Source organism: Megasphaera sp. NM10, assembly GCF_000417505.1.
Taxonomy (GTDB): Bacteria; Bacillota; Negativicutes; order Veillonellales; family Megasphaeraceae; genus Megasphaera; species Megasphaera intestinihominis.
This window is the reverse complement of the sequence record NZ_APHY01000011.1, coordinates 1-23,824: the sequence shown is the minus strand read 5'-3', so window position 1 is coordinate 23,824 and position 23,824 is coordinate 1. Positions and strand designations below refer to the sequence as shown.

The window sequence follows — 23,824 nt, the reverse complement described above, 5'->3', positions numbered from 1 at the left end:
TTAGAAATATTCGTGTGACATCACCCAATCAAGGAGAAAATATGAAACGAGAATCGTTAAGCGGACTGTTACTCATTGCCTGTGCGATACTTGCCATGGCCATCTCTAATTCTCCCTTCGGTCCCGCTTATGAACGCTGGCTCCAGGCCCCGCTGCCGGCAGGGACGCACATGTCCCTGCTGCACTGGGTCAATGACGCCGTCATGGCGCTGTTCTTCTTTGTCGTCGGCGCCGAAGTGAAGCGGGAATTCCTCTATGGAGAACTGAAGTCCCGGTCGGCAGCGATGCTGCCCATGGCTGCGGCCTTAGGCGGCATGCTCGTGCCGGCTGCGATTTATGGCCTGTGCAATGCCGGCCTGCCGACGGCTGGTGGCTGGGGCATCCCCATGGCGACGGACATCGCCTTTTCCCTGGGCGTCCTGTCCCTGGCGGCTCCGAAAGCGCCGCGCAGCCTCGTCGTCTTTTTGACGGCCCTGGCCATCGTCGATGATCTCGGCGGTATCGTCGTCATCGCTGTCTTTTATGCCGGTTCCCTCAACCTTCCGGTCCTGGCCGGCGGCCTCATCGTCTGGCTGCTGATGCTGGCTGGGTGCCGCAGGAATTGGCAATCAGCCTGGTTTTACGCTGTGGGAGGTATCCTCATCTGGCTGGCCTTCTTCTACGGCGGTATCCATCCGACCATGGCCGGCGTCCTCACGGGCTTCGCCATGCCGGCCGTGCCCGGCAAGGATGGAAGGGAAGGCTTGCTGCTGCGGGCAGAACACGCCCTGACGCCTGTCTCGGCTTTCGTCATCATGCCCGTCTTCGCCCTGGCCAACGCCGGCATCCGCCTCGACCTGAGCGGCCTGACCGGCCTGGCGTCGGCACCGGGACTGGGCGTCCTGGCTGGCCTGGTCCTGGGCAAGCCCATCGGCATCGGCCTGGCCGTCTGGCTGTTGACGGCCTTGAAAAAAGCGTCCCTGCCAGAAGGGCTGACGATGAAACACTTCTGGGCCGTCGGCCTCCTGGCCGGTATCGGCTTCACCATGTCCCTGTTCATCGCCGGCCTGGCCTTTCCCGGCAGTCCGGTCCTGATGACGGCCAAGACCGCCATCATCGCCGCGTCCCTCACGGCGGCCATCCTCGGCGGCTTCCTGGTCAACCGCGTAAGCCGATAGCCTTCCTGTAATTATCGGTAGGGGGCTCACACGTGGCGAGCCCGCCGCGAATAGTCAGCCATATACCAAGCGGGCCAATGTGGCGTGGTTTTGCGGCCTGCGGCCTGCGGTCTGCGAACAGCGGGCGCCTTTGGCGCCCATCATTGACGTAATACGTTCATGTCGTTATAATGAAGAGTAACTTATCATTTTTTATACAAAAGGAGCGAATTCGATGAATATTATTGATGAATTGTCTTGGCGCGGTGCCGTCAATCAGATGACAGATGAAGAAGGGTTGCGTAAGCTCACGGAAGAAAAGAGCATTTCCCTCTATTGCGGTGTCGACCCGACGGGTGACAGCATGCATATCGGCCACTTGATTCCGTTCATGATGCTTAAACGCTTTGCCAATGCCGGCCATCATCCGTATGTCGTTATTGGCGGCGGTACCGGTGCAATCGGTGACCCGAGCGGCCGCAAGACGGAACGCCAGCTCCAGACTCTCGATAAAATCAAGGCCAATGCCGAAAAATTGAAGGCTCAGTTCATGCATCTTTTCGGCGATTCGGAAAACATCACCTTCGTCAATAACTATGACTGGCTCAGCCAGATCAGCCTCCTCGATTTCCTCCGCGATTATGGCAAACTGTTCAGCGTCAACATCATGCTCAGCAAGGAAGTCGTTGCCAGCCGTCTGGAAGCAGGCATTTCCTTTACGGAATTTTCCTACCAGATTCTCCAGTCCATCGACTTTGAACACCTCTTTTCCCATAACGACGTCCAGCTGCAGATCGGCGGCGCCGACCAGTGGGGCAACATCACGGCCGGTATCGACACGATCCGCAAGATGCACGGCAGCGATGCCAAAGCCTATGGCCTGACCATTCCCCTCATGCTGAAATCTGACGGCACCAAGTTCGGCAAGACCGCCGGCGGCGCTGTCTGGCTCGACCCGGAAAAGACATCACCCTTTGAATTCTATCAGTTCTGGCTCAACCAGGATGATGCGGACGTCGTCAAATACTTGAAATACTTCACCTTTCTCAGCAAGGAAGAAATCGACGCCCTGGCCGAATCGGTCGAAAAAGAACCGGAAAAACGACTGGCCCAGCGCCGCCTGGCTGAAGAAGTCACGACTTTCGTCCACAGCCCGGAAGCCCTGAAGGAAGCCCAGAACATCACGGAAGCCCTGTACCACGGCAGCATCGCCGACCTGTCGGAAAGCGAATTGGAACAGGCCTTCGGCAAGATGCCGACTGTCGACGTTTCCAGCGAAGATAAAGACGTCGTCAACTGGCTCGTCGATTCCCAGATTTACAAATCGAAACGCCAGGCCCGCGAAGACATCACCCACGGTGCGGTCACCATCAACGGCGTCAAAGTCACGTCCCTCGACGAAATCGTCAAACCTCACAAGAATTCCAACGGCAAGTTCGTCATCGTTCGCAAAGGGAAGAAGAAATATACTTTGGCCCGGGTTCATCAGTAAGGGTAGATTTTAGAAAATTGTTAAAATAGAATATTGACAGAAGTGCTTTGCTATGCTATAATAACTCATTGCAAAATGTTCAATTGATATTATGAGATACATGGAGGAAGCGCTTCCGGTGAGCAAAAAATTAAGCAAGGTTCAAATCGTCTGAGAGCCTTGCTTTTTTGTCGCTTTACACGGCGCTGTACAACGCTATCATAATGATTTACTTTTTATAAGGGGTGAAGAATCAGCATGTTCAAACCTGTACAAGTAGGGAAAAGGACTCGATACACGTATGCTAAGATTAACGAGGTCTTGAAAATGCCTCATTTGTTGGATTTACAGAATAAATCCTACGAATGGTTCCTGGAAAAGGGACTGAAAGATATCTTCAAAGACATTTCTCCCATCGAAGATGCATCGGGTAACCTGTCTTTATCCTTCGAGAATTTTAAATTAGGGGAACCGAAGTACGACATTCGTGAATGTAAGGAACGCGATACGACATACGCCGCACCGCTCCGCGTCCAGATCCGTCTTGTCAACCACGAAACAGGTGAAATCAAGGACCAGGAAGTATTCATGGGTGATTTCCCACTGATTACCGATACAGGTACCTTCATTATCAATGGGGCAGAACGCGTTATCGTCAGCCAGCTCGTCCGTTCTCCGGGCGTCTACTATGGCCACGAAATCGACCCGATGGGCATCCGCCTGTACAATTCGACGGTCATTCCGAACCGTGGTGCCTGGATCGAATTGGAAACAGACGCCAACGACATCGTCTATGCCCGTATCGACCGCAACCGCAAGATTCCTGTCACGGTCCTCATCCGCGCGCTGGGCTGGTCGTCGAACGCCGACATCCTCAAACTCTTCTTCGACGATAAACGCCTGAAGGCTACGTTTGAAAAAGATACGACGGAAAATCAGGACGAAGCCCTCGTTGAAATCTATAAGAAACTCCGCCCCGGTGAACCGCCGACCGTTGAAAGTGCCCGCAATCTCTTTGAAGGCCTCTTCTTCGACCCGCGCCGTTATGATATGGCCCGCGTTGGCCGTTACAAAGCCGGCAAGAAACTCGGCTGGGAACGCCGCCTCTTTGGCCTGACCTTGCACGAACCGATCGTCAACCCGGAAACAGGGGAAGTCATCGTCGATGCCCATACGGAAATCGGCTCGGCTGAAGTTGAAAGGATCCGCGAAAGCGGCGTCTTCCATCGCGAAATCGCCGACGGTGCGCCCGCCGGTGACGGCGGCGGCCTCGTCGAAGCCTTCGTCGAAAAAACGGACGGCTCGGTCTACAAGATCATCTGCAACAACAGCGACCTTCCGTATGACCACCGCACGATTACCCGCGAAGACATCATCGCCCACATCAGCTATCTTCTCAACCTCATGGACGGCTTCGGAACTGTCGATGACATCGACCATCTGGGCAACCGCCGCCTGCGCTGCGTCGGCGAACTCCTGCAGAACCAGTTCCGCATCGGCCTGACCCGTATGGAACGCGTCGTCCGCGAACGCATGACCATCCAGGATGCCGAAAGCATTACGCCTCAGGTCTTGATCAACATCCGTCCTGTCGTCGCTGCTATCAAAGAATTCTTTGGTTCCAGCCAGCTGTCCCAGTTCATGGACCAGACAAACCCGCTGGCAGAAATCACGCACAAACGCCGTCTGAGCGCCCTCGGCCCTGGCGGTCTGTCCCGTGAACGCGCAGGGTTCGAAGTCCGCGACGTCCATCATTCCCACTACGGCCGCATGTGCCCGGTAGAAACGCCTGAAGGCCCGAACATCGGCTTGATTTCGTCCCTGGCCTGCTTCGGTAAAGTCAACGAATTCGGCTTCATCGAAGCCCCGTACCGCCGCGTCGATAAAGAAACGGTCGTCGTTACGGAAGATGTCCACTACATCACGGCTGATGAAGAAGAACAGTACGTCATCGCCCAGGCCAACGAACCGTTGACCGAAGATGGCCATTTCGTCCACGAACGCGTTGCCTGCCGTCACGGTGAAGATACCCGTGAATTCCGGGCTGACCGCGTCGACTTCATGGACGTATCGCCTAAGGAAGTCGTTTCCGTCGGTACATCCATGATCCCCTTCCTGGAAAACGACGATGCCAACCGTGCCCTCATGGGTGCGAACATGCAGCGCCAGGCAGTACCTTTGCTGCGCACACAGGCTCCGCTCGTCGGTACCGGCATGGAATACAAGACGGCTTGTGACTCCGGCGTCTGCGTCCTGGCAAAACACAGCGGCGTCGTATCCCGCGTTACTGGCGACACCATCCAGGTCCGCACGGATTCTGGTTCTGTCGATACATATAAACTCATCAAATTCGTCCGCTCCAACCAGAGTACCTGCATCAACCAGCACCCGTTGGTCTATAAGAACGAAAGGGTCACGGAAGGTCAGCCCCTGGCTGACGGCATGGCTACGGACGGCGGCGAATTAGCTCTTGGTTACAACATCCTCGTAGCCTACATGCCTTGGGAAGGCTATAACTACGAAGACGCCGTTCTCCTCAGTGAAGAACTCCCGAAGAACGACCTCTACACATCCATCCACATCGAAGAATACGAATGTGATGCCCGCGACACGAAACTGGGTTCGGAAGAAATTACCCGTGAAATCCCCAACGTCAGTGAAGAAAGCACGAAGAACCTCGACGAAAACGGCATCATCATGATCGGTGCCGACGTCTTCCCGGGCGACGTCCTGGTCGGCAAAGTCACGCCGAAAGGCGAAACGGAACTGACACCGGAAGAACGCCTGCTGCGCGCCATCTTCGGCGACAAGGAACGCGAAGTCCGCGATACGTCGCTGCGCGTACCTCATGGTGAATCGGGGAAAGTCGTCAACGTCCGCATCTTCTCCCGTGAAAATAACGACGAACTGCCGCCTGGCGTAAACCACCTGGTCCGCGTCTACATCGCCCAGAAACGTAAGATCCACGAAGGCGACAAGATGGCTGGCCGTCACGGCAACAAAGGTGTCGTTTCCCGCGTCATGCGCCAGGAAGATATGCCTTTTCTGCCCGATGGCACGCCGGTCCAGATCGTCCTGAACCCCTTGGGCGTACCGTCTCGTATGAATATCGGTCAGATTTTGGAAACCCACCTTGGCTGGGCTGTCCACGAACTGGGCAAACAGATCAAGGAAATGGATCCGGGCCTGGAAGAAAAACTCCGCGCTGCCGGCTATGATTTCGATAAATACGGCATGCCCAAACCGGACGTCGCCGGTGTCCATATCGCAACACCGGTCTTCGACGGCGCTCAGGCCGAAGACGTCTTTGAAGCCCTGAAGATCGCCGGCCTGCCGGAAGACGGCAAATCCGTCCTCTATGATGGCCGTACAGGGGAACCGATGGACCGCCGCGTCACTGTCGGTTACACGTACTTCCTCAAACTGCATCACCTCGTCGACGACAAGATCCATGCTCGTTCGACAGGCCCGTACTCCCTGGTCACGCAGCAGCCGCTCGGTGGTAAAGCCCAGTTCGGCGGCCAGCGTTTCGGCGAAATGGAAGTCTGGGCTCTGGAAGCGTATGGCGCAGCCTATACCCTCCAGGAAATGCTGACTGTTAAGTCTGACGATGTCGTCGGCCGTGTCAAGGCTTACGAAAAGATCGTCAAAGGTGAAAATATTCCTGAACCGGGCGTACCGGAATCGTTCAAGGTCCTCCTCAAAGAACTCCAGGCCATCGGCCTCGACGTCCAGATCCTGAACGAAGACGGCGAAGAAGTCGTCATCAAGGAACTCGACGATGAAACGGAACCGGAACAGACTGATGAACTCCGCCGCGTCATGGAAGGTGAAAATGGTCCGGAAACACCGGCTGCACCGGCTGAAGACACTCCTGCCGAAGGAGAAGAAGGCGAAGAACAGGAACCCGTCGCCAACGGCGGCGAAGATGACATCATGAGTGCCATGAGCCTCGATGCCGTCGCCGAAGCTGAACAGGCTGACGATGATGAATAACGAGTCGATAGAAGGGAGCGGTATTAGTGCTTGATGTGAATGAATTCGATTCCATGCGGATCGGTCTTGCTTCACCGGAAAAGATCCTCGAATGGTCCCACGGGGAAGTCAAGAAACCAGAAACGATCAATTACCGTACATTGAAACCGGAACGGGATGGGTTGTTCTGCGAACGCATTTTTGGGCCGACAAAGGACTGGGAATGTCACTGCGGCAAATACAAACGTATCCGGTATAAAGGTGTCGTCTGCGACCGCTGCGGCGTCGAAGTCACGCGCGCCAAAGTCCGTCGTGAACGGATGGGCCATATTAAACTGGCTACACCGGTATCTCATATTTGGTATTTTAAAGGCATCCCCAGCCGGATGGGCCTGATCCTCGATATTTCTCCCCGTTCGCTGGAAAAAGTCTTATACTTCGCCTCGTACATCGTCCTCGATCCGGGCGATACGCCGCTTACCAAGCAGCAGCTGATGACGGAAACGGAATATCGTCAGTATCTGGATATGTACGGCGATAAATTCCGCGTCGGCATGGGCGCTGCAGCTGTCAAGGAACTGCTGCAGGGCCTGGACCTGGACCAGCTGGACAAACAGCTCCGCGATGAACTCCGCGATTCGTCGGGCCAGCGCCGCGTCCGCGCTATCCGCCGGCTGGAAGTCGTCGAAGCCTTCCGCCACTCCGGCAACAAACCGGAATGGATGATTATGGATGTCATCCCGGTCATCCCGCCGGAACTGCGCCCGATGGTACAGCTCGACGGCGGCCGCTTCGCTACGTCTGACCTGAACGATCTCTATCGCCGGGTCATCAACCGTAACAACCGCCTGAGCCGCCTCTTGGAACTGGGCGCACCGGACATCATCGTCCGCAACGAAAAACGTATGCTCCAGGAAGCCGTCGATGCCCTCATCGATAACGGCCGCCGCGGCCGTCCGGTCACGGGCCCGGGCAACCGTCCCCTGAAATCCCTGTCGGATATGCTGAAAGGGAAACAGGGCCGTTTCCGCCAGAACTTGCTCGGTAAACGTGTCGACTACTCTGGCCGTTCGGTTATCGTCGTCGGTCCGGAAATGAAGATGCACCAGTGCGGCCTGCCGAAAGAAATGGCCCTGGAACTCTTCAAGCCTTTCGTCATGAAGAAACTTGTCGAAAAAGGCATTGCTACCAATATCAAGAACGCTAAGAAGAAAGTCGAACGCGTCAACAGTGAAGTCTGGGACGTCCTGGAAGACGTCATCAAGGAACATCCTGTCCTCTTGAACCGCGCCCCGACACTGCATCGTCTGGGTATCCAGCTTTCGAACCGATCCTCTGGGAAGGCCGCGCCATCAAACTGCATCCGCTGGTTTGCACGGCATTCAACGCCGACTTTGACGGTGACCAGATGGCCTGCCATCTGCCTCTTTCCGTAGAAGCCCAGTCCGAAGCGCGGACGCTCATGCTTTCGTCTCATAACATCCTGGCTCCGAAAGATGGCAAACCGGTCGCCGTCCCGACACAGGACATGGTCCTCGGTGCTTATTACCTGACCCTGGTCAAACCGGCTGCCAAGGGCGAAGGCAAGATTTTCTCCAACTACGATGAAGTCATGCTCGCTTACGATGCCAAAGTCATCGACATCGAAGCCCTGATCAAGGTCCGCATCCCTGGCCACGGCCTCATCGAAACGACGGCAGGCAAACTGCTCTACAACTATCAGATCTATGAACCACTGCGCCTCTTCCATACGGATAAAGTCATGGTCTTCACGGACCCGAAGGACACGGTCTTCGCCTATGAAAACGGCCTCATCGACTGGTCCCACTTCGTCAAGATCAAAGACGAAGAAGGCCATATCCGCGACTATGGTTTCTCGCAGCTGAAAGAAAAATTCGGTGTCGACCTCACGGCTACGCGCCCCTTGCCGAAGCGTAAGATCGACGAAGCCGCTGTGGCTGAATTCAAGAAAGATAAAGAATATGTCGACGTCAACTGCCTGGGCGTCCTCATGAGCAAGAAACAGATCGGCAAACTCGTCGATGCCTGCTTCCACCTCGTCGGCAATACCAAGACGGCAGAACTTCTGGACAAGATCAAGGCCATCGGCTACCATTACGCCCGCCAGGCCGGTATGTCCATCGCTATTTCTGATATTCAGATCCCGGCAGAAAAATGGGATATCCTCAATGAAGCCGACAAGAAGGTCCAGAACGCCTATGCCATGTATCAGCGCGGCTTGATTACCGAAAACGAACGCTATAACAAGAGCGTCGAAATCTGGACAAAGGCCACTAACGACGTTACGGATGTCATGATGGATAACATGGACCCGTTCAACTCGATCTTCATGATGGCTGACTCCGGCGCTCGAGGCAGCCGTGACCAGATTCGTCAGGTTGCCGGTATGCGTGGCTTGATGGCTGACCCGTCGGGCCGTATCATCGACTTGCCGATCAAAGCGAACTTCCGTGAAGGCCTGTCCGTACTGGACTACTTCACCTCGTCTCACGGCGCCCGTAAAGGCTTGGCCGATACGGCACTGCGTACAGCTGACTCGGGTTATCTGACCCGTCGTCTCGTCGACGTCTCTCAGGACGTCATCGTCCGTGAAGATGACTGCGACGTATTCGGCATCGACCTCGTCCGCGAACGGGCCCGTCTGGCCAGCTCGTGCCGCCAGGCTGTCAACCTCCTGCGCGACAAGCTCATCGGCCGCGTCCTGGCCCGTGATGTAGCGGATCCGGAAACCGGCGACATCGTCTTCCCGGCAGAACATCTCCTGACCAACGACGATATGGATACGGTCATCGAACACCAGATCCCGAAACTCTCCCTCCGCGGCAGCCAGATGGATATCAACGATGACCTGAACCACACCAACGTCATCGAAACGGTTTCCCTCGGTGCTCCGGAAGAAGGTTTCCGCGCAGCTATCCGCAAATCCATGGCGGAAAATATGCTCGGCAAGACTGTCGAAAAAGCCGTCATCGATTCCAACGGCATTGAAATCTGCGCCAAAGGCACGCCGCTCACAGAAGATGCCATCGACCGCATCCTCAACAGCGACGTCGATGAAGTCAAGGTCCGCAACAACGACATCCGCGGCGTCGAAGTCACGGCTATCGTCGAAGACAGCGGCAACGGCGTCATCGAATCGCTGGAAGACCGCATCGAAGGCCGTACGGCTGCCGAAACCCTGGTCAACCCGGAAACGGGCGAAGTCATCGTTGCCCTCAACGAAGAAATCATGGCAGACCAGGCCAAAGAAATTGCAAAATACTATGATAAAGTCCGGATCCGCAGCGTCCTCACCTGCCGCAGCCGTTATGGCGTCTGCGCGAAGTGCTATGGCCGCGACCTCGGTACGGGCGGCAAGGTCAATGTCGGCGAATCGGTCGGCACCATCGCTGCTCAGTCCATCGGTGAACCGGGCACACAGCTGACCATGCGTACCTTCCATACGGGCGGTGTCGCAACGGCCGGCGATATCACCCAGGGTCTTCCTCGTGTCGAAGAATTGTTTGAAGCCCGTAAGCCGAAGGGCAATGCTATCGTCACGGAAATCAGCGGTACCGTATCGATTACCGAAAAAGAAGACCATCACGATATCAACATCGTCCATGTCACTTCCAAGGACGGTGAAGAACGGAGCTACACCATCCCGTTCGGTTCGCACCTCGTCGTACATGAAGGCGACTTCATCGAAAAGGGCAGCCGCATCACGGCCGGCTCCATCAACCCCCACGACATCCTGCACATCCTGGGTGTCGAAGCTACCCAGCGGTACCTCGTATACGAAGTACAGAAGGTATACAAATCCCAGGGTGTTGGTATCAACGATAAGCACATCGAAGTCATCGTACGCCAGATGCTGCGCAAGATGAAGATCGAAGACGCCGGCGATGCCGATGTATTGCCGGGCGATTATATCGACGTCAACATCTTTGAAGATATGAACAAGCGCATCGAAAGCAATGGCGGCAAGCCCGCTATCGGCCAACCGATGCTCCTCGGTATCACCAAGGCCGCACTGGCAACGGACTCCTTCCTGTCGGCTGCATCCTTCCAGGAAACGACCCGTGTCCTGACCGATGCTGCTATCAAAGGCAAGATCGACCCGCTCCTGGGCCTCAAAGAAAACGTCATCATCGGTAAACTCATCCCGGCTGGTACGGGCATGAGCCGCTACCGCAAGATCAAGGTCGTAAAGACCGTTCCGTCTATCAGCTATGAAGACGAAGAAGGCAACCCCGTAGACGCACCGGAAGGTGCCGATACGACACCGGAAGCCGGACATTAAGAGAGTAAAAAAGGGCTGTCGCATGTGCGACAGCCCTTTTTTGTTGTTAGTGGTTCGTCGTTCGTAGGGGCTCGCACGTGGCGAGCCCGTTTTGTATATATGGAAAGGCTCGTGGCTCACGAATCACTAGGACGCGTGTAAATAAAAAATGTACTGATTACGCAGTTTTTACCAAAAAACTCATTGACATATAATAAGCGTGATGATAAAATATCTAAGTGTCGCAATGAAAGTATTGCGTCTAAATTGCAAGACGTAAGGAGTGAGGTTTCGTGAGCTTGGAACTAGCTGCCAGTGTCCGCAAGACCGTGGGCGCGAAGCAAACCCTGAAAGCAATGAAACGAAACGAAGTCACACAACTGTACATCGCCAATGATTGCGATGAACAGGTCGTAGCGCCGCTTATTGCAGAAGCCGAAGGCGCTCACATCCCTGTCGACCGCGCGTATACCATGACGGAGCTGGGCATGGCCTGCCACATCAAGGTAAAAGCTGCAGCCGTCGGCTTGTTAAAATAATTTTCGGTAACATCATCTCATGAGCTCTGCTCGTTGATGATTACATTATAAATCTAATTGTTTGGAGAGGAGGTGCCCAAATGCCAACAATCAGCCAATTGGTTCGTAAAGGACGTCAGGTTGCCGTCACAAAATCGACAGCACCGGCTTTGAAAAACTGCCCGCAGAAACGCGGTGTTTGCACTCGTGTGTACACAGCTACCCCGAAAAAACCTAACTCTGCTCTGCGTAAAGTTGCCCGTGTTCGCTTGACGAACTCCATCGAAGTAACTGCTTATATTCCCGGCATTGGTCACAATTTACAGGAACACAGTGTTGTATTAATCAGAGGCGGTCGTGTCAAAGACCTTCCTGGTGTACGTTATCACATCGTCGCGGTGCCTTGGATACAGCTGGCGTAGCAGATCGTCAGCAGTCCCGTTCTAAATACGGCGCTAAGAAAGGCAAATAAGATTTGCCATTTAAGATGAACAAGATGACTTACATAGCATAGAGGAGGAATTAGACATGCCAAGAAAAGGCCCCGTGCCGAAGCGTGATGTGCTGCCGGATCCGGTGTACCATTCCAAATTGGTAACGCGCTTCATCAACAAAGTTATGTTGGACGGCAAAAAAGGTGTCGCTGAAACCATCGTTTATGATGCTTTCGACATCATCCGTTCTAAAATGAATAAAGATCCTTTGGAAGTATTCGAACAGGCTCTCAACAACGTTATGCCTGTCCTGGAAGTCCGTGCCCGCCGCGTCGGTGGTGCTAACTACCAGGTTCCTGTCGAAGTACGTGCAGACCGTCGCCTGTCCCTCGGTATCCGCTGGACTGTCGGCTATGCCCGTAAACGCGGCGAACGCACGATGAAAGAAAAGCTCGCTGGCGAATTGATGGACGCCTTCAACAACACAGGCGCTGCTATCAAGAAAAAGGAAGATACTCATAAAATGGCTGAAGCTAACAAAGCTTTCGCACATTATCGTTGGTAATTTACGATATTTATTATTTTTTGAGGAGTGGAAAAAACCGTGCCAAGAGAATTTTCTTTGGAAAAAACGAGAAATATTGGCATCATGGCTCACATCGATGCTGGTAAAACCACGACAACAGAACGTATCCTGTTCTACACCGGCCGTGTCCACAAGATCGGCGAAGTTCATGACGGCGCTGCTACCATGGACTGGATGGCTCAGGAACAGGAACGTGGTATCACCATCACGTCGGCTGCTACGACAGCTCACTGGAAGGGATACCGCATCAACATCATCGATACTCCGGGGCACGTCGACTTCACCGTTGAAGTTGAACGCTCGCTGCGCGTACTCGACGGCTCTGTTGCTGTTTTCTCCGCAAAGGGCGGCGTAGAACCGCAGTCGGAAACGGTATGGCGTCAGGCTGAACATTACCATGTTCCCCGTATCGCATTCGTCAACAAGATGGATACGACCGGTGCTGACTTCCTGAACGTTGTCGATATGATGAAAGATCGTCTCCAGGCGAATGCCGTTGCTATTCAGCTCCCGATTGGCGCTGAAACAACCTTCCGCGGCATCATCGACCTCATTACCATGAAAGCAGAAGTCTATGACGATGCACTCGGTAAAGAAATCGAAGTTGTCGACATCCCGGAAGACGAATTAGAAGAAGCTAAGAAATATCATGACATCATGGTTGAAGCTGTTTGCGATACCGATGAAGACCTCATGATGAAATACCTCGAAGGTGAAGAAATCACCATCGACGAATTGAAAGCAGCTATCCGTAAAGGCGTCTGCACGAACAAATTGTTCCCGGTCCTCTGCGGTTCTGCTTACAAGAACAAAGGGATCCAGATGCTCCTCGACGCTGTCGTCGACTACATGCCGAACCCGTTGGATATTCCTCCGGTCAAAGGCACCAACCCCGACACTGAAGAAGAAGAAACCCGTGAAGCTGATGACAATGCACCGCTTTCCGCATTGGCATTCAAGATCATGGCTGACCCCTTCGTCGGCAAACTGGCATTCTTCCGCGTTTACTCCGGTACGTTACAGGCCGGTACCTATGTCTACAACTCGACAAAAGGTAAAAAAGAACGTGTTGGCCGTATCCTCCGGATGCACGCTAACCACCGTGAAGAAGTCCGGGAAGCCTACACGGGCGATATCGGCGGTATCGTCGGCCTGAAAGATACGACTACAGGCGATACACTGTGCGATGAAAAACACCCGATCATCCTTGAAAAGATGGAATTCCCGGATCCGGTTATTTCCGTAGCCGTTGAACCGAAGACGAAAGCTGACCAGGAAAAAATGGGCATTGCCTTGGCTCGTCTGGCTGAAGAAGACCCGACATTCAAAGTCAAGACCGATGCTGAAACCGGCCAGACCATCATCTCCGGTATGGGCGAACTCCATTTGGATATCATCGTCGACCGCATGTCCCGTGAATTCAAAGTAGACTGCAACGTCGGCAAACCGCAGGTTGCTTACCGCGAAACCATCCGCAAAGATGTCAAGTCTCGTGGTTTCTTCAAGCGTCAGTCCGGCGGCCGTGGTCAGTATGGTGACTGCTGGCTCGAACTCATTCCGCAGGAACAGGGCAAAGGCTACGAATTTGAAAACAAAGTCGTTGGCGGCGCTATTCCTAAGGAATACATCGGCTCCGTTGAAGCCGGTGTCAAAGAAGCAATGGAAACAGGCGTTTTGGCTGGTTTCCCGATGGTCGATATCAAAGTCGTCGTATACGACGGTTCTTACCATGAAGTCGACTCCTCGGAAATGGCCTTCAAGATCGCTGGCTCTATGGGCTTCAAAGAAGGTGCCCGCAAGGCAGACCCGGTTCTCCTCGAACCGTACACGAAAGTCGAAGTTGTCGTTCCTGAAGAATACATGGGCGACGTCATCGGCGACCTCAACTCCCGCCGTGGTCGTGTCGAAGGTATGGAAATGCGCTCCGGTGCAGAACATATCAACGCATTCGTACCGCTGGCAGAAATGTTTGGCTATGCAACGGATTTGCGTTCCCGTACGCAGGGCCGTGGCGTTTATACGATGACATTCGACCACTACGAAGAAGTTCCGAAGAACGTAGCCGAAAAAGTCATCAGCGAAAAAGGCTAATATAATTTAACTCACACTGGAGGAACAGCAAATGGCTAAAGAACATTACGAAAGAACCAAACCGCATGTTAACATTGGCACGATCGGTCACGTCGACCACGGCAAAACTACTTTGACAGCTGCCATCACCAAAGTTTTGGCTGAAAAAGGCTACGCTAAATTCGAAGACTATGCTGATATCGACAAGGCTCCGGAAGAACGTGAACGTGGTATTACAATCAACACGGCACACGTTGAATATGAAACAGACAACCGTCACTATGCACACGTTGACTGCCCGGGCCATGCTGACTATGTCAAGAACATGATCACCGGTGCTGCTCAGATGGACGGCGCTATCCTCGTCGTTTCCGCTGCTGACGGCCCGATGCCCCAGACTCGTGAACACATCCTCTTGGCCCGCCAGGTTGGTGTACCGGCTATCGTCGTATACCTCAACAAAGCTGACCAGGTTGACGATCCGGAACTCATCGAACTCGTTGAAATGGAAGTTCGTGATCTCCTCAGCTCCTACGATTTCCCCGGCGACGAAGTTCCTATCGTAGTTGGCTCTGCTCTCAAAGCCCTCGAAGGCGACGAAAGCGAAATCGGCAAACCGTCCATCCTCAAATTGATGGATGCTGTTGACGAATACATCCCGACTCCGCAGCGCCCGACGGACCAGCCGTTCCTCATGCCTGTCGAAGACGTCTTCACCATCACAGGCCGCGGCACTGTTGCTACAGGCCGTGTTGAACGTGGCGAACTCAAAGTTGGCGACGCAGTTGAAATCGTCGGCCTCGCTGACGAACCGAAAGATACGGTTGTTACGGGCGTTGAAATGTTCCGTAAGATCCTCGACCGTGCTGAAGCAGGCGACAACATCGGCGCTCTTCTCCGCGGCATCGACCGTAAAGAAATCGAACGCGGCCAGGTCCTCGCTAAACCGGGTACCATTCATCCGCACACGAAATTCAAAGCTCAGGTTTACGTCTTGACGAAAGACGAAGGCGGCCGTCACACTCCGTTCTTCAACGGCTATCGTCCGCAGTTCTACTTCCGTACAACTGACGTAACTGGCGTCATCCAGCTCCCGGAAGGCACTGAAATGTGCATGCCTGGCGATAACGTCAAAATGGATGTTGAACTCATCACTCCGATTGCTATCGAAGCCGGCCTCCGCTTCGCTATCCGCGAAGGCGGCCGTACAGTAGGCGCTGGCGTCGTTTCCGAAATCGAAGGCTAAAAATAGTTTGAAGTTTGTAGTACCGAGTTTGTAGAAAGAGGTTAAAATTTTTAGCCAATGACTGCAAACTAAAAACTACAAACTTGATACTTAAAAGAGGCTGTCGCATATGCGACAGCCTCTTTTTTGCATGCATTCATGCATGAATCGCAGTTCGCAGTCCGCTGTTCGCAAAACCATGCCACATGGACCCGTTAGGTGTATGGACATTCTTCACAGCGGGCCGTCCAAGGCTCCCTTCATAGGGGAGCTGGCCGCTGAAGGCGGTCTGAGAGGTTAAAGGACGGCCCCTACGCACAAGGCCGCAGGCCGTGAAAGATTTATCACCTGGCTGCGATTGTAGGGGCTCGCACGTGGCGAGCCCGCTTCTGGCATAATGAGGGAATCGCGGTTACGGTAGCGTGGGGCACCAAAGCCTCGCCTCATAGGAGAGGTGGCCCGAAGGCCGGAGAGGTAACCTCTCAGTCAGCTGCGCTGACAGCTCTCCTAGCAGGAGAGCCGGGCCGCTAACCACTAGTCACTAACTGCTAACAACTTAAAAGACTTGTCGTCATGCGACAAGTCCTTTAGCATGATGCAACGACATGGGACCCATGTTAAATTGGTTCGATTATTTCTCAAAAACATAGAAAACTCCTTGCATGATGCGCCTTTTTGTAGTAAACTAAGTAAGTACGCGACAACAGGGTAATACCCTCTGCGGCGCGCTAAACTATGATATAAGATGTTGCCCGCCTTGCGGGGAAACTCTTATGGAGCAGTCTATTCAAGGAAATAGACGTTAGGAGGAATTAAGTAATGGCAAAACAGGAAAGAATTCGTATTCGCCTCAAAGCTTACGATCACAAAACGCTTGATCAGAGCGCGGCGAAAATCGTCGACACGGCGAAACGTACCGGTGCTATGGTATCCGGACCGATTCCGCTTCCGACAGAAAAGAACATCTTCACGATTCTTCGTTCTCCCCATGTCAACAAAGACTCTCGTGAACAGTTCGAACTCCGTACGCACAAACGCTTGATCGACATTCTCGAAGCATCCAACAAGACCGTTGATGCCTTGACAAGACTCGATCTGCCGGCAGGCGTAGACATCGAAATCAAATTATAGGAGGAGGTGCGATTATGTCTAAAGCTATTTTGGGTAAAAAATTAGGTATGACTCAGGTCTTTACTGAAGAAGGCGCAGTCGTCCCTGTAACCGTCGTCGAAGCTTCCCCGAACGTAGTTGTACGTGTCAAGACCGTTGATACGGACGGATACAACTCCATTCAGCTCGGCTATGGTGAAATCAAAGAAAAACATCTGACAAAACCCGTTAAGGGTCAATTCGACAAAGCAGGCGTTGCTCCTGTTAAGTATCTTCGCGAATTCCGTTTGACAGATACGCCGGAATATACGGTAGGCCAAACTCTGGCAGCTGATATTTTCGCAAGCGGCGATCTCGTCGACGTAATTGGCACCAGCAAGGGCAAAGGTTTTGCAGGTACCATCAAACGTCACGGTTTCCACCGCGGACCGATGGGTCACGGCTCCAAATCTCATCGTGAACCCGGTTCTCTCGGACCTATGACCAGTGGTGGCGGCGGTAAAGTCGTCAAAGGTAAAAAACTTCCTGGACAAATGGGTGGCAATCAGGCAACTGTTCTTCATCTCTCCATCGTCAAAGTCGACATGGACAAGAATCTGATCCTGGTTAAAGGTGGTATCCCGGGCGCCAAAGGCAGCCTCGTCATGATTCGCGATACTGTAAAACCCCGCTAATAGTTGTCTACAGGAAGGAGGATAAAATATAATGCCAAAAGTAAGCACGTATAATATTACCGGCGCACAGACCGGTGAAATCGAATTGAACGATAGCGTATTTGGCGTTGAAGTGAACGAAGCCGTTATGCGTCAGGCCGTTCTCCGTCAGCTCGCCAACCAGCGCTTGGGCACACATTCCACTAAAACTCGCGGTGTCGTTCGCGGTGGTGGCAGAAAGCCTTGGAAACAAAAAGGAACCGGCCGGGCCCGTGTAGGCAGCAACCGCAGCCCGTTGTGGGTTGGTGGCGGCACCATCTGGGGTCCCCATCCGCGCTCTTACGCACAGAAAATGCCGCGTAAAGCTCGTCGCCTCGCCGTTAAATCCGCTTTGAGCAATAAAGTCAATACTAACGAATTGTTCGTCCTCGACGAAATCAATCTCGCAGCTCCGAAGACGAAAGAAGTCGTCGCACTCATCAACAACTTCAAATTCGCTGGTGAAAAAGTCCTTTTCATCACCGACAACGATGAAGTCGTAGAACGCTGCGCACGCAACATCAAAGGCGTTAAAGCCATTTCCACTACGGGCGTCAACATCTTTGACCTGCTCCACTACACGAAATTGTTCGTTACGAAGAGCGCTGTAGCTAAGATTGAGGAGGTGCTCGCATAATGAACATGCATGATCTCTTGCTGAAACCGGTCATCACTGAAAAAACGACCATGATGATGTCTGATGGCAAATACACATTCAAAGTACCGCTCCGTGCTAATAAAGTTGAAATCCGTAAAGCTGTTGAAGCCGTCTTCGGCGTCAAAGTTAAAAGCGTAGCAACACTTCGCACGATGGGCAAATTCAAGCGCATGGGTAAATACATCGGCAAGCGCCCGGATTACAAGAAAGCCATCGTAACCCTTCAGGAAGGCGAAACCATCGAATTCTTCGAAGGAGCTTAAGGAATTAACGAATAAGGAGGAGGCACTACAATGGCCATTAAATCATTTAAACCGTACTCCGCTAGCCGCCGTTTCATGACTGTTTCGACATTCGAAGAAATCACGGCGTCTAAACCGGAAAAATCCTTATTGGCTAAAGTAACCAATAAGGGCGGTCGTAATAACAGCGGCCGTATGACTGTCCGCCATCAGGGCGGTGGTCACAAACGCCGTTATCGTTTGATCGACTTCAAACGTATTAAAGATAACATCCCGGCAAAAGTTGCGACGATCGAATACGATCCGAACCGCTCTGCCAACATCGCTCTTCTGTTCTACGCAGATGGCGAAAAGAAATATATCATCGCTCCGAACGGCCTTAAAGTTGGCGACGTCGTCTACAGCGGCCCGGAATCGGATATCAAAGTCGGCAACGCATTGCCGCTCCAGAATATCCCCCTCGGTACACTCGTACACAACGTTGAACTGAAAATCGGCAAAGGCGGCCAGATGGTCCGTTCTGCTGGTGAATCGGCTCAGCTCATGGCTAAAGAAGGCAACTATGCACTGCTCCGCCTTCCGTCCGGCGAACTTCGTCAGGTACACGTACGCTGCCGCGCTACGATCGGCGTAGTCAGCAATACGGATTATGAAAACATTACCATCGGTAAAGCCGGCCGTTCCCGTTGGAAGGGCATCCGTCCGGGCAACCGCGGTGTTGTCATGAACCCGTGCGATCATCCGCATGGCGGCGGCGAAGGTAAAGCTCCTGTTGGTCGTAAACGTCCGGTTACTCCTTGGGGTAAACCTGCTTATGGCGTTAAGACTCGCGACGCTAAGAAAGCTTCCAATAAATTCATTGTGAAGAGACGTAAATAAGTGTTGAGGAAAGGAGATAACTAAGTGTCCAGATCCATTAAAAAGGGCCCATTCGTAGCACACCATCTCTTGAAGAAAATCGACGCTATGAACGAAGCCAACGAAAAGAAAGTAATCAAAACCTGGTCCCGTGCCTCGATGATCCTGCCGAGCTTCGTCGGCCACACCATCGCTGTTCACGACGGCCGTAAACATGTACCTGTCTATATCACGGAAGATATGGTAGGTCATAAATTAGGCGAATTCGCACCGACTCGTACGTTCAAGGGTCATGCTAAAGCCGAAAAAGTAACTAAATAAGGGGGTAACATAAATGGCAGTAAAAGCTGTTACGAAACACATTCGCATTGCTCCCCGTAAAATTCGGATTGTTGCTGACTTGGTTCGGGGCAAAAACGTCGGCGAAGCTTTCGCTATCTTGAAATTCACTCCGAAAGTGGGTTCCCGTGTAGTTGAAAAAACTTTGCGCAGTGCCGTTGCTAATGCGGAACATAACAATGATATGGACGTTGCAAAATTGTTCATTTCTGAAATCTTTGTTGACCAGGATTCCACGATGAAACGTATTCATCCGCGCAGCCGTGGACAGGCCTTCAAAATTCTCAAACATTCCAGTCATTTGACGGTTGTTGTTGACGAAAAAGCATAAGGAGGGAAATGGAGTGGGTCAGAAAGTTAATGCCCATGGATTCCGCGTCGGCGTTTCCAAACCTTGGGACGCAAAATGGTATGCAGAAAAAGATTACGCTGCACTTTTGAATGAAGACGTCAAGATCCGTGAATTCTTAAAGAAACAGTTATACATCGCAGGTGTTTCTCGTATTGAAATCGAACGCTCTGCAAAACGTATCAAATTGATTATCCATACCGCAAAACCGGGCATGGTCATCGGCCGTGGCGGCGCAGGTATCGAAGATATTAAAAAAGCGTTGAAAGCCTTCACCACTAAGACTGTCGACGTAAACATCGCAGAAATCAAACAGGCCGAAATGGATGCAACCCTGGTTGCTGAAAACGTTGCCGGCCAGCTCGAACGCCGTATCGGCTTCCGCCGCGCTATGAAACAGTGCGTTGGCCGTACCATGCGTATGGGCGCTAAAGGTATCAAAATCATGTGCTCCGGCCGTCTTGGCGGTGCTGAAATCGCTCGCAGCGAAAGCCTTCGCGACGGTTCCATCCCCTTGCACACGCTCCGCGCTAACATCGACTATGGCTTCGCTGAAGCTCATACGACATATGGCTGCATCGGCGTAAAATGCTGGATTTACAAAGGTGAAATCCTCCCGGAAGCTAAGAAAGCTCCGAAGAAACGCGAAGGGAGTGAAGCATAATGTTAATTCCAAAACGTGTTAAATATCGTAAACAGTTCCGTGGCCGCATGAAAGGCCAGGCACATCGTGGTAATAAAGTTGCTCATGGCGATTTCGGCCTCGTCGCTCTCGAACCGTCGTGGATTACGAACCGCCAGATCGAAGCAGCCCGTATCGCTATGACCCGTTATATCAAACGTGGTGGTAAAGTCTGGATCAAAATCTTCCCGGACAAACCGATCACGGCAAAACCGGCTGGTACTCGTATGGGTTCCGGTAAAGGCGCTCCTGAATACTGGGTTGCCGTTGCAAAACCGGGCCGCGTACTCTTTGAAATGGGCGGTGTAAGCGAAGAAATTGCTCGTGAAGCAATGCGTCTTGCCGGCCATAAGCTGCCGATTAAAACGAAGTTTGTTGTTAAAGGTCAGGAATTAGGTGGTGAATAAAATGAAGGTTAAAGAAATCCGTGCGCTGAGCGCTGCCGAAATGGATGAAAAAGTGGTTAGCCTGAAAGAAGAATTGTTTAACCTCCGTTTTCAACATGCGACCGGCCAATTAGAAAATCCAATGCGTATCCGCGAAGTCAAAAAGACGATCGCTCGCATCAAAACGGTACAGCGTGAAGCAGAACTGAAAGCGCAGGCGTAAGAAACGTCCATAATTGGAATCTAAAAGGAGGTCACAAGCACAGATGGAAAGAAATGAACGGAAAATCCGCGTAGGTAAAGTTGTCAGCGATAAAATGGACAAAACCGTTGTCGTTGCTGTAGAATATAAAACACAGCACAAGCTGTACAAAAAGCCGATTATCTCGACTGTAAAATTCAAAGCCCACGATGAAAACAACGAATGCCATGTTGGCGACGTAGTCCGCATTGAAGAAACTCGTCCGCTGTCCAAACAGAAACACTGGAGAGTAGTGACAATCGTAGAAAAAGCTAAATAAGCTTCATTAATTAGGAGGTTAAGCCATGATTCAGCAAGAAACTGTGTTGAATGTTGCCGATAACACTGGCGCCAAGAAAATCTTGTGCATCCAGGTCATGGGTGGCTCGTATCGTAAATATGGCAACATTGGTGATATCATTACCGCATCTGTTAAAGATGCATCACCCGGTGGCGTTGTCAAGAAAGGCGACGTAGTCAAAGCTGTTATCGTTCGTTCTAAAAAAGGTTTGCGCCGTGCAGACGGTTCCTATATCCGTTTCGACGAAAACGCAGCTGTCGTAATCAATAATGATAAAAGCCCGAAAGGTACTCGTATTTTTGGGCCCGTTGCCAGAGAATTGCGTGAAAAAGATTTCATGAAGATCATCTCCCTGGCTCCGGAAGTATTATAAGGAGGAGGTGTTCTCAATGGGTAAAATGCACGTTAAAACAGGCGATACGGTCATCGTCATCGCTGGTAAAGAAAAAGGCAAAAAAGGCAAGGTCATCGCAACGTATTCGAAAAAAGACCGTGTCGTAGTTGAAGGCCTTAACCTGGTTAAGCGCCACACGAAACCGAGTCAGAACAATCCTCAAGGCGGCATTATCACCAAGGAAGCAGCAATCCATGTTTCCAACGTAATGCTCGTAGATCCTGAAAGCGACAAACCGACTCGTGTCAAAATGGTCCAGCAGGCCGATGGCACCAAAGTCCGTACAGCCGTAAAGAGCGGTAAAGCTATCTAATAAGAAGGGAGGCCCTTGAGAGTGTCCAGATTAAAAGACAAATACCTTTCCGAAGTCGTAAAAGGCTTGCAGGAAAAATACAATTATAAAAACGTAATGCAGATTCCGAAGGTTACCAAAGTTGTTATCAACATGGCCGTTGGCGAAGCTGTTACCAACTCCAAAGCCTTGGACGCTGCTGTCAATGATATGACCATCATTTCCGGTCAGAAACCGATCATCACGAAAGCCAAGAAATCCATCGCAGCTTTCAAAATCCGTGAAGGCATGAACCTCGGCTGCAAAGTTACCCTGCGCGGCGAACGGATGTATGAATTCCTCGATAAACTGATGAACTTGACACTGCCCCGCGTCCGTGACTTCCACGGCGTCAGTGCCACCGGTTTCGACGGCCGCGGCAACTATACCCTCGGCCTGAAAGAACAGCTTATCTTCCCGGAAATCGAATACGATAAGGTTGATAAAGCTCGCGGCATGGACATCACCATCGTTACCACAGCTACGACCGACGAAGAAGGCCGTGACATGCTGAAAATGATGGGCATGCCTTTTGAAAAGTAATAGAGGAGGATAACATACATGGCAAAGAAATCGATGCTCGAACGTGAAAAGAAACGTGAAAAAATGGTTGCCAAATACGCTAAGCTCCGCGCTGAACTCAAAGCAAAAGGCGACTATGAAGCACTTTCTCAGCTGTCGGCCAACGCATCTCCGGTTCGTCTGCACAACCGTTGCAAAGTAACCGGCCGTCCTCACGGTTATATGCGTAAATTCGGCATCTGCCGCATCACATTCCGTGAACTGGCTTACAAAGGTCAGATCCCTGGCGTTAAAAAAGCCAGCTGGTAACACGTATTCCATGGAGGGAGGTTTTTAGATTATGGCAATGACCGATCCGATTGCGGATATGCTCACAAGAATCCGTAATGCTAACTCGGCATATCACGAAAAAGTAGAAATCCCTGCTTCGAAGATGAAAGCTGCAGTGCTCGACATCCTCAAAGAAGAAGGTTTCGTCAAAAACTACGAATCTGTAAACGAAGGCAAAACGCTGAAGGTTACGTTGAAATATGGTTCTAATAAAGAAAAAGTAATTACCGGCATCAAGAGAATTTCCAAACCGGGCCTGCGCGTATACGCTGGCAAGGAAGAACTCCCGCGCGTTCTCGGTGGTTTGGGGATCGCTGTAATTTCTACGTCCCAGGGCGTTATGAGCGACAAAAAAGCTCGTAAACTCGGCTTGGGTGGCGAAGTTATCGCTTACGTCTGGTAAATCGTTTTGGAGGTGTCAATATGTCCCGAGTAGGTAGAATGCCTATTGATATCCCGGCAGGCGTAAATGTAAACCTCGATGGCCACGTAATTACCGTTAAGGGCCCGAAAGGCGAACTCACACGTACGCTCCACCAGGATATGAAAATCACAGTGGCTGATAACGTCATCACTGTAGAACGTCTGTCTGAACGATAAAATCATCGTGCATTACACGGCCTCACCCGTGCCCTTATTGCCAACATGGTAAAAGGCGTTTCGGAAGGCTTCAAGAAAGAATTGGAAATCGT

At 52.1% G+C, this 23,824-nt stretch carries 25 protein-coding genes and 3 pseudogenes; all 28 read left to right on the top strand.

Annotated elements, in window-relative coordinates; translation table 11 throughout:
• The first annotated feature begins 41 nt into the window (after positions 1–41).
• The 28 genes and pseudogenes from nhaA to rplF all read left to right on the top strand — a co-directional run bounded on the left by nhaA (position 42) and on the right by rplF (position 23,732).
• Positions 42–1,157, top strand: coding sequence for a Na+/H+ antiporter NhaA (gene nhaA / locus NM10_RS02640; RefSeq protein WP_071601821.1), 1,116 nt, complete (start codon positions 42–44; stop codon positions 1,155–1,157).
• Positions 1,158–1,371: 214 nt separating this feature from the next.
• Positions 1,372–2,628: a tyrosine--tRNA ligase gene (gene tyrS, locus NM10_RS02635; protein WP_020310061.1), complete on the top strand. Its 1,257-nt coding sequence runs from the start codon at positions 1,372–1,374 to the stop codon at positions 2,626–2,628.
• A 237-nt stretch (positions 2,629–2,865) separates the two neighbouring features.
• Positions 2,866–6,603 (top strand): DNA-directed RNA polymerase subunit beta, encoded by a 3,738-nt coding sequence (rpoB, locus tag NM10_RS02630; protein WP_036200621.1) that lies wholly within the window; start codon positions 2,866–2,868, stop codon positions 6,601–6,603.
• Positions 6,604–6,656: 53 nt separating this feature from the next.
• A pseudogene (locus NM10_RS15225) lies at positions 6,657–7,736 on the top strand (DNA-directed RNA polymerase subunit beta'); the annotation flags it as partial.
• A gap of 83 nt (positions 7,737–7,819) precedes the next feature.
• Positions 7,820–7,990, top strand: a pseudogene (locus NM10_RS15220) (hypothetical protein); the annotation flags it as partial.
• Positions 7,991–10,885: a hypothetical protein gene (locus tag NM10_RS02625; RefSeq protein ID WP_442852352.1), complete on the top strand. Its 2,895-nt coding sequence runs from the start codon at positions 7,991–7,993 to the stop codon at positions 10,883–10,885.
• A 272-nt stretch (positions 10,886–11,157) separates the two neighbouring features.
• On the top strand, positions 11,158–11,403 hold the full coding sequence (locus NM10_RS02620) for a L7Ae/L30e/S12e/Gadd45 family ribosomal protein (RefSeq protein ID WP_020310059.1): 246 nt from the start codon (positions 11,158–11,160) through the stop codon (positions 11,401–11,403).
• 80 nt (positions 11,404–11,483) lie between these two features.
• Positions 11,484–11,854, top strand: a pseudogene (gene rpsL, locus NM10_RS02615) (30S ribosomal protein S12).
• 56 nt (positions 11,855–11,910) lie between these two features.
• Positions 11,911–12,381, top strand: coding sequence for a 30S ribosomal protein S7 (gene rpsG, locus NM10_RS02610; protein WP_014015731.1), 471 nt, complete (start codon positions 11,911–11,913; stop codon positions 12,379–12,381).
• Positions 12,382–12,420: 39 nt separating this feature from the next.
• Entirely contained in the window at positions 12,421–14,493 is a 2,073-nt protein-coding gene (fusA, locus tag NM10_RS02605; protein ID WP_020310057.1) for an elongation factor G, read from the top strand.
• 31 nt (positions 14,494–14,524) lie between these two features.
• Positions 14,525–15,718: an elongation factor Tu gene (gene tuf / locus NM10_RS02600; protein WP_020310056.1), complete on the top strand. Its 1,194-nt coding sequence runs from the start codon at positions 14,525–14,527 to the stop codon at positions 15,716–15,718.
• A 798-nt stretch (positions 15,719–16,516) separates the two neighbouring features.
• Complete coding sequence (rpsJ, locus tag NM10_RS02595) at positions 16,517–16,828, top strand: 30S ribosomal protein S10 (protein ID WP_014015734.1); 312 nt, start codon at positions 16,517–16,519, stop codon at positions 16,826–16,828.
• A 14-nt stretch (positions 16,829–16,842) separates the two neighbouring features.
• Positions 16,843–17,481: a 50S ribosomal protein L3 gene (gene rplC, locus NM10_RS02590; RefSeq protein WP_014015735.1), complete on the top strand. Its 639-nt coding sequence runs from the start codon at positions 16,843–16,845 to the stop codon at positions 17,479–17,481.
• 31 nt (positions 17,482–17,512) lie between these two features.
• Positions 17,513–18,136 (top strand): 50S ribosomal protein L4, encoded by a 624-nt coding sequence (gene rplD, locus NM10_RS02585; RefSeq protein WP_020310055.1) that lies wholly within the window; start codon positions 17,513–17,515, stop codon positions 18,134–18,136.
• Positions 18,136–18,420: a 50S ribosomal protein L23 gene (gene rplW / locus NM10_RS02580; protein WP_014015737.1), complete on the top strand. Its 285-nt coding sequence runs from the start codon at positions 18,136–18,138 to the stop codon at positions 18,418–18,420. The genes rplD and rplW overlap by 1 nt, the downstream gene beginning before the upstream one ends.
• A 30-nt stretch (positions 18,421–18,450) precedes the next feature.
• On the top strand, positions 18,451–19,278 hold the full coding sequence (rplB, locus tag NM10_RS02575) for a 50S ribosomal protein L2 (RefSeq protein ID WP_020310054.1): 828 nt from the start codon (positions 18,451–18,453) through the stop codon (positions 19,276–19,278).
• A gap of 24 nt (positions 19,279–19,302) precedes the next feature.
• The gene (gene rpsS / locus NM10_RS02570) at positions 19,303–19,578 is read left to right on the top strand and encodes a 30S ribosomal protein S19 (protein ID WP_014015739.1); all 276 of its coding nucleotides are present in this window, start codon (positions 19,303–19,305) and stop codon (positions 19,576–19,578) included.
• A 13-nt stretch (positions 19,579–19,591) separates the two neighbouring features.
• The gene (rplV, locus tag NM10_RS02565) at positions 19,592–19,927 is read left to right on the top strand and encodes a 50S ribosomal protein L22 (protein ID WP_014015740.1); all 336 of its coding nucleotides are present in this window, start codon (positions 19,592–19,594) and stop codon (positions 19,925–19,927) included.
• 13 nt (positions 19,928–19,940) lie between these two features.
• Positions 19,941–20,609 (top strand): 30S ribosomal protein S3, encoded by a 669-nt coding sequence (rpsC, locus tag NM10_RS02560; protein WP_020310053.1) that lies wholly within the window; start codon positions 19,941–19,943, stop codon positions 20,607–20,609.
• A complete protein-coding gene (gene rplP, locus NM10_RS02555; protein ID WP_020310052.1) occupies positions 20,609–21,034 on the top strand; it encodes a 50S ribosomal protein L16 in 426 nt (141 codons plus the stop codon). Before rpsC ends, rplP begins: the two co-directional genes overlap by 1 nt.
• Before the next feature lies 1 nt (position 21,035).
• Positions 21,036–21,236, top strand: coding sequence for a 50S ribosomal protein L29 (rpmC, locus tag NM10_RS02550; RefSeq protein ID WP_014015743.1), 201 nt, complete (start codon positions 21,036–21,038; stop codon positions 21,234–21,236).
• A gap of 43 nt (positions 21,237–21,279) precedes the next feature.
• Positions 21,280–21,534: a 30S ribosomal protein S17 gene (gene rpsQ, locus NM10_RS02545; protein WP_014015744.1), complete on the top strand. Its 255-nt coding sequence runs from the start codon at positions 21,280–21,282 to the stop codon at positions 21,532–21,534.
• A 25-nt stretch (positions 21,535–21,559) separates the two neighbouring features.
• Positions 21,560–21,928 (top strand): 50S ribosomal protein L14, encoded by a 369-nt coding sequence (gene rplN / locus NM10_RS02540; RefSeq protein ID WP_014015745.1) that lies wholly within the window; start codon positions 21,560–21,562, stop codon positions 21,926–21,928.
• A gap of 16 nt (positions 21,929–21,944) precedes the next feature.
• Entirely contained in the window at positions 21,945–22,262 is a 318-nt protein-coding gene (gene rplX, locus NM10_RS02535) for a 50S ribosomal protein L24 (RefSeq protein WP_036200625.1), read from the top strand.
• 21 nt (positions 22,263–22,283) lie between these two features.
• Complete coding sequence (gene rplE / locus NM10_RS02530) at positions 22,284–22,823, top strand: 50S ribosomal protein L5 (RefSeq protein WP_014015747.1); 540 nt, start codon at positions 22,284–22,286, stop codon at positions 22,821–22,823.
• Between the two features lie 18 nt (positions 22,824–22,841).
• The gene (rpsN, locus tag NM10_RS02525; RefSeq protein WP_020310050.1) at positions 22,842–23,111 is read left to right on the top strand and encodes a 30S ribosomal protein S14; all 270 of its coding nucleotides are present in this window, start codon (positions 22,842–22,844) and stop codon (positions 23,109–23,111) included.
• Between the two features lie 31 nt (positions 23,112–23,142).
• Positions 23,143–23,535, top strand: a complete 393-nt coding sequence (gene rpsH, locus NM10_RS02520) for a 30S ribosomal protein S8 (protein WP_014015749.1) — start codon at positions 23,143–23,145, stop codon at positions 23,533–23,535.
• Positions 23,536–23,555: 20 nt separating this feature from the next.
• Positions 23,556–23,732, top strand: a complete 177-nt coding sequence (gene rplF, locus NM10_RS02515) for a 50S ribosomal protein L6 (RefSeq protein ID WP_020310049.1) — start codon at positions 23,556–23,558, stop codon at positions 23,730–23,732.
• Positions 23,733–23,824: the final 92 nt, after the last annotated feature.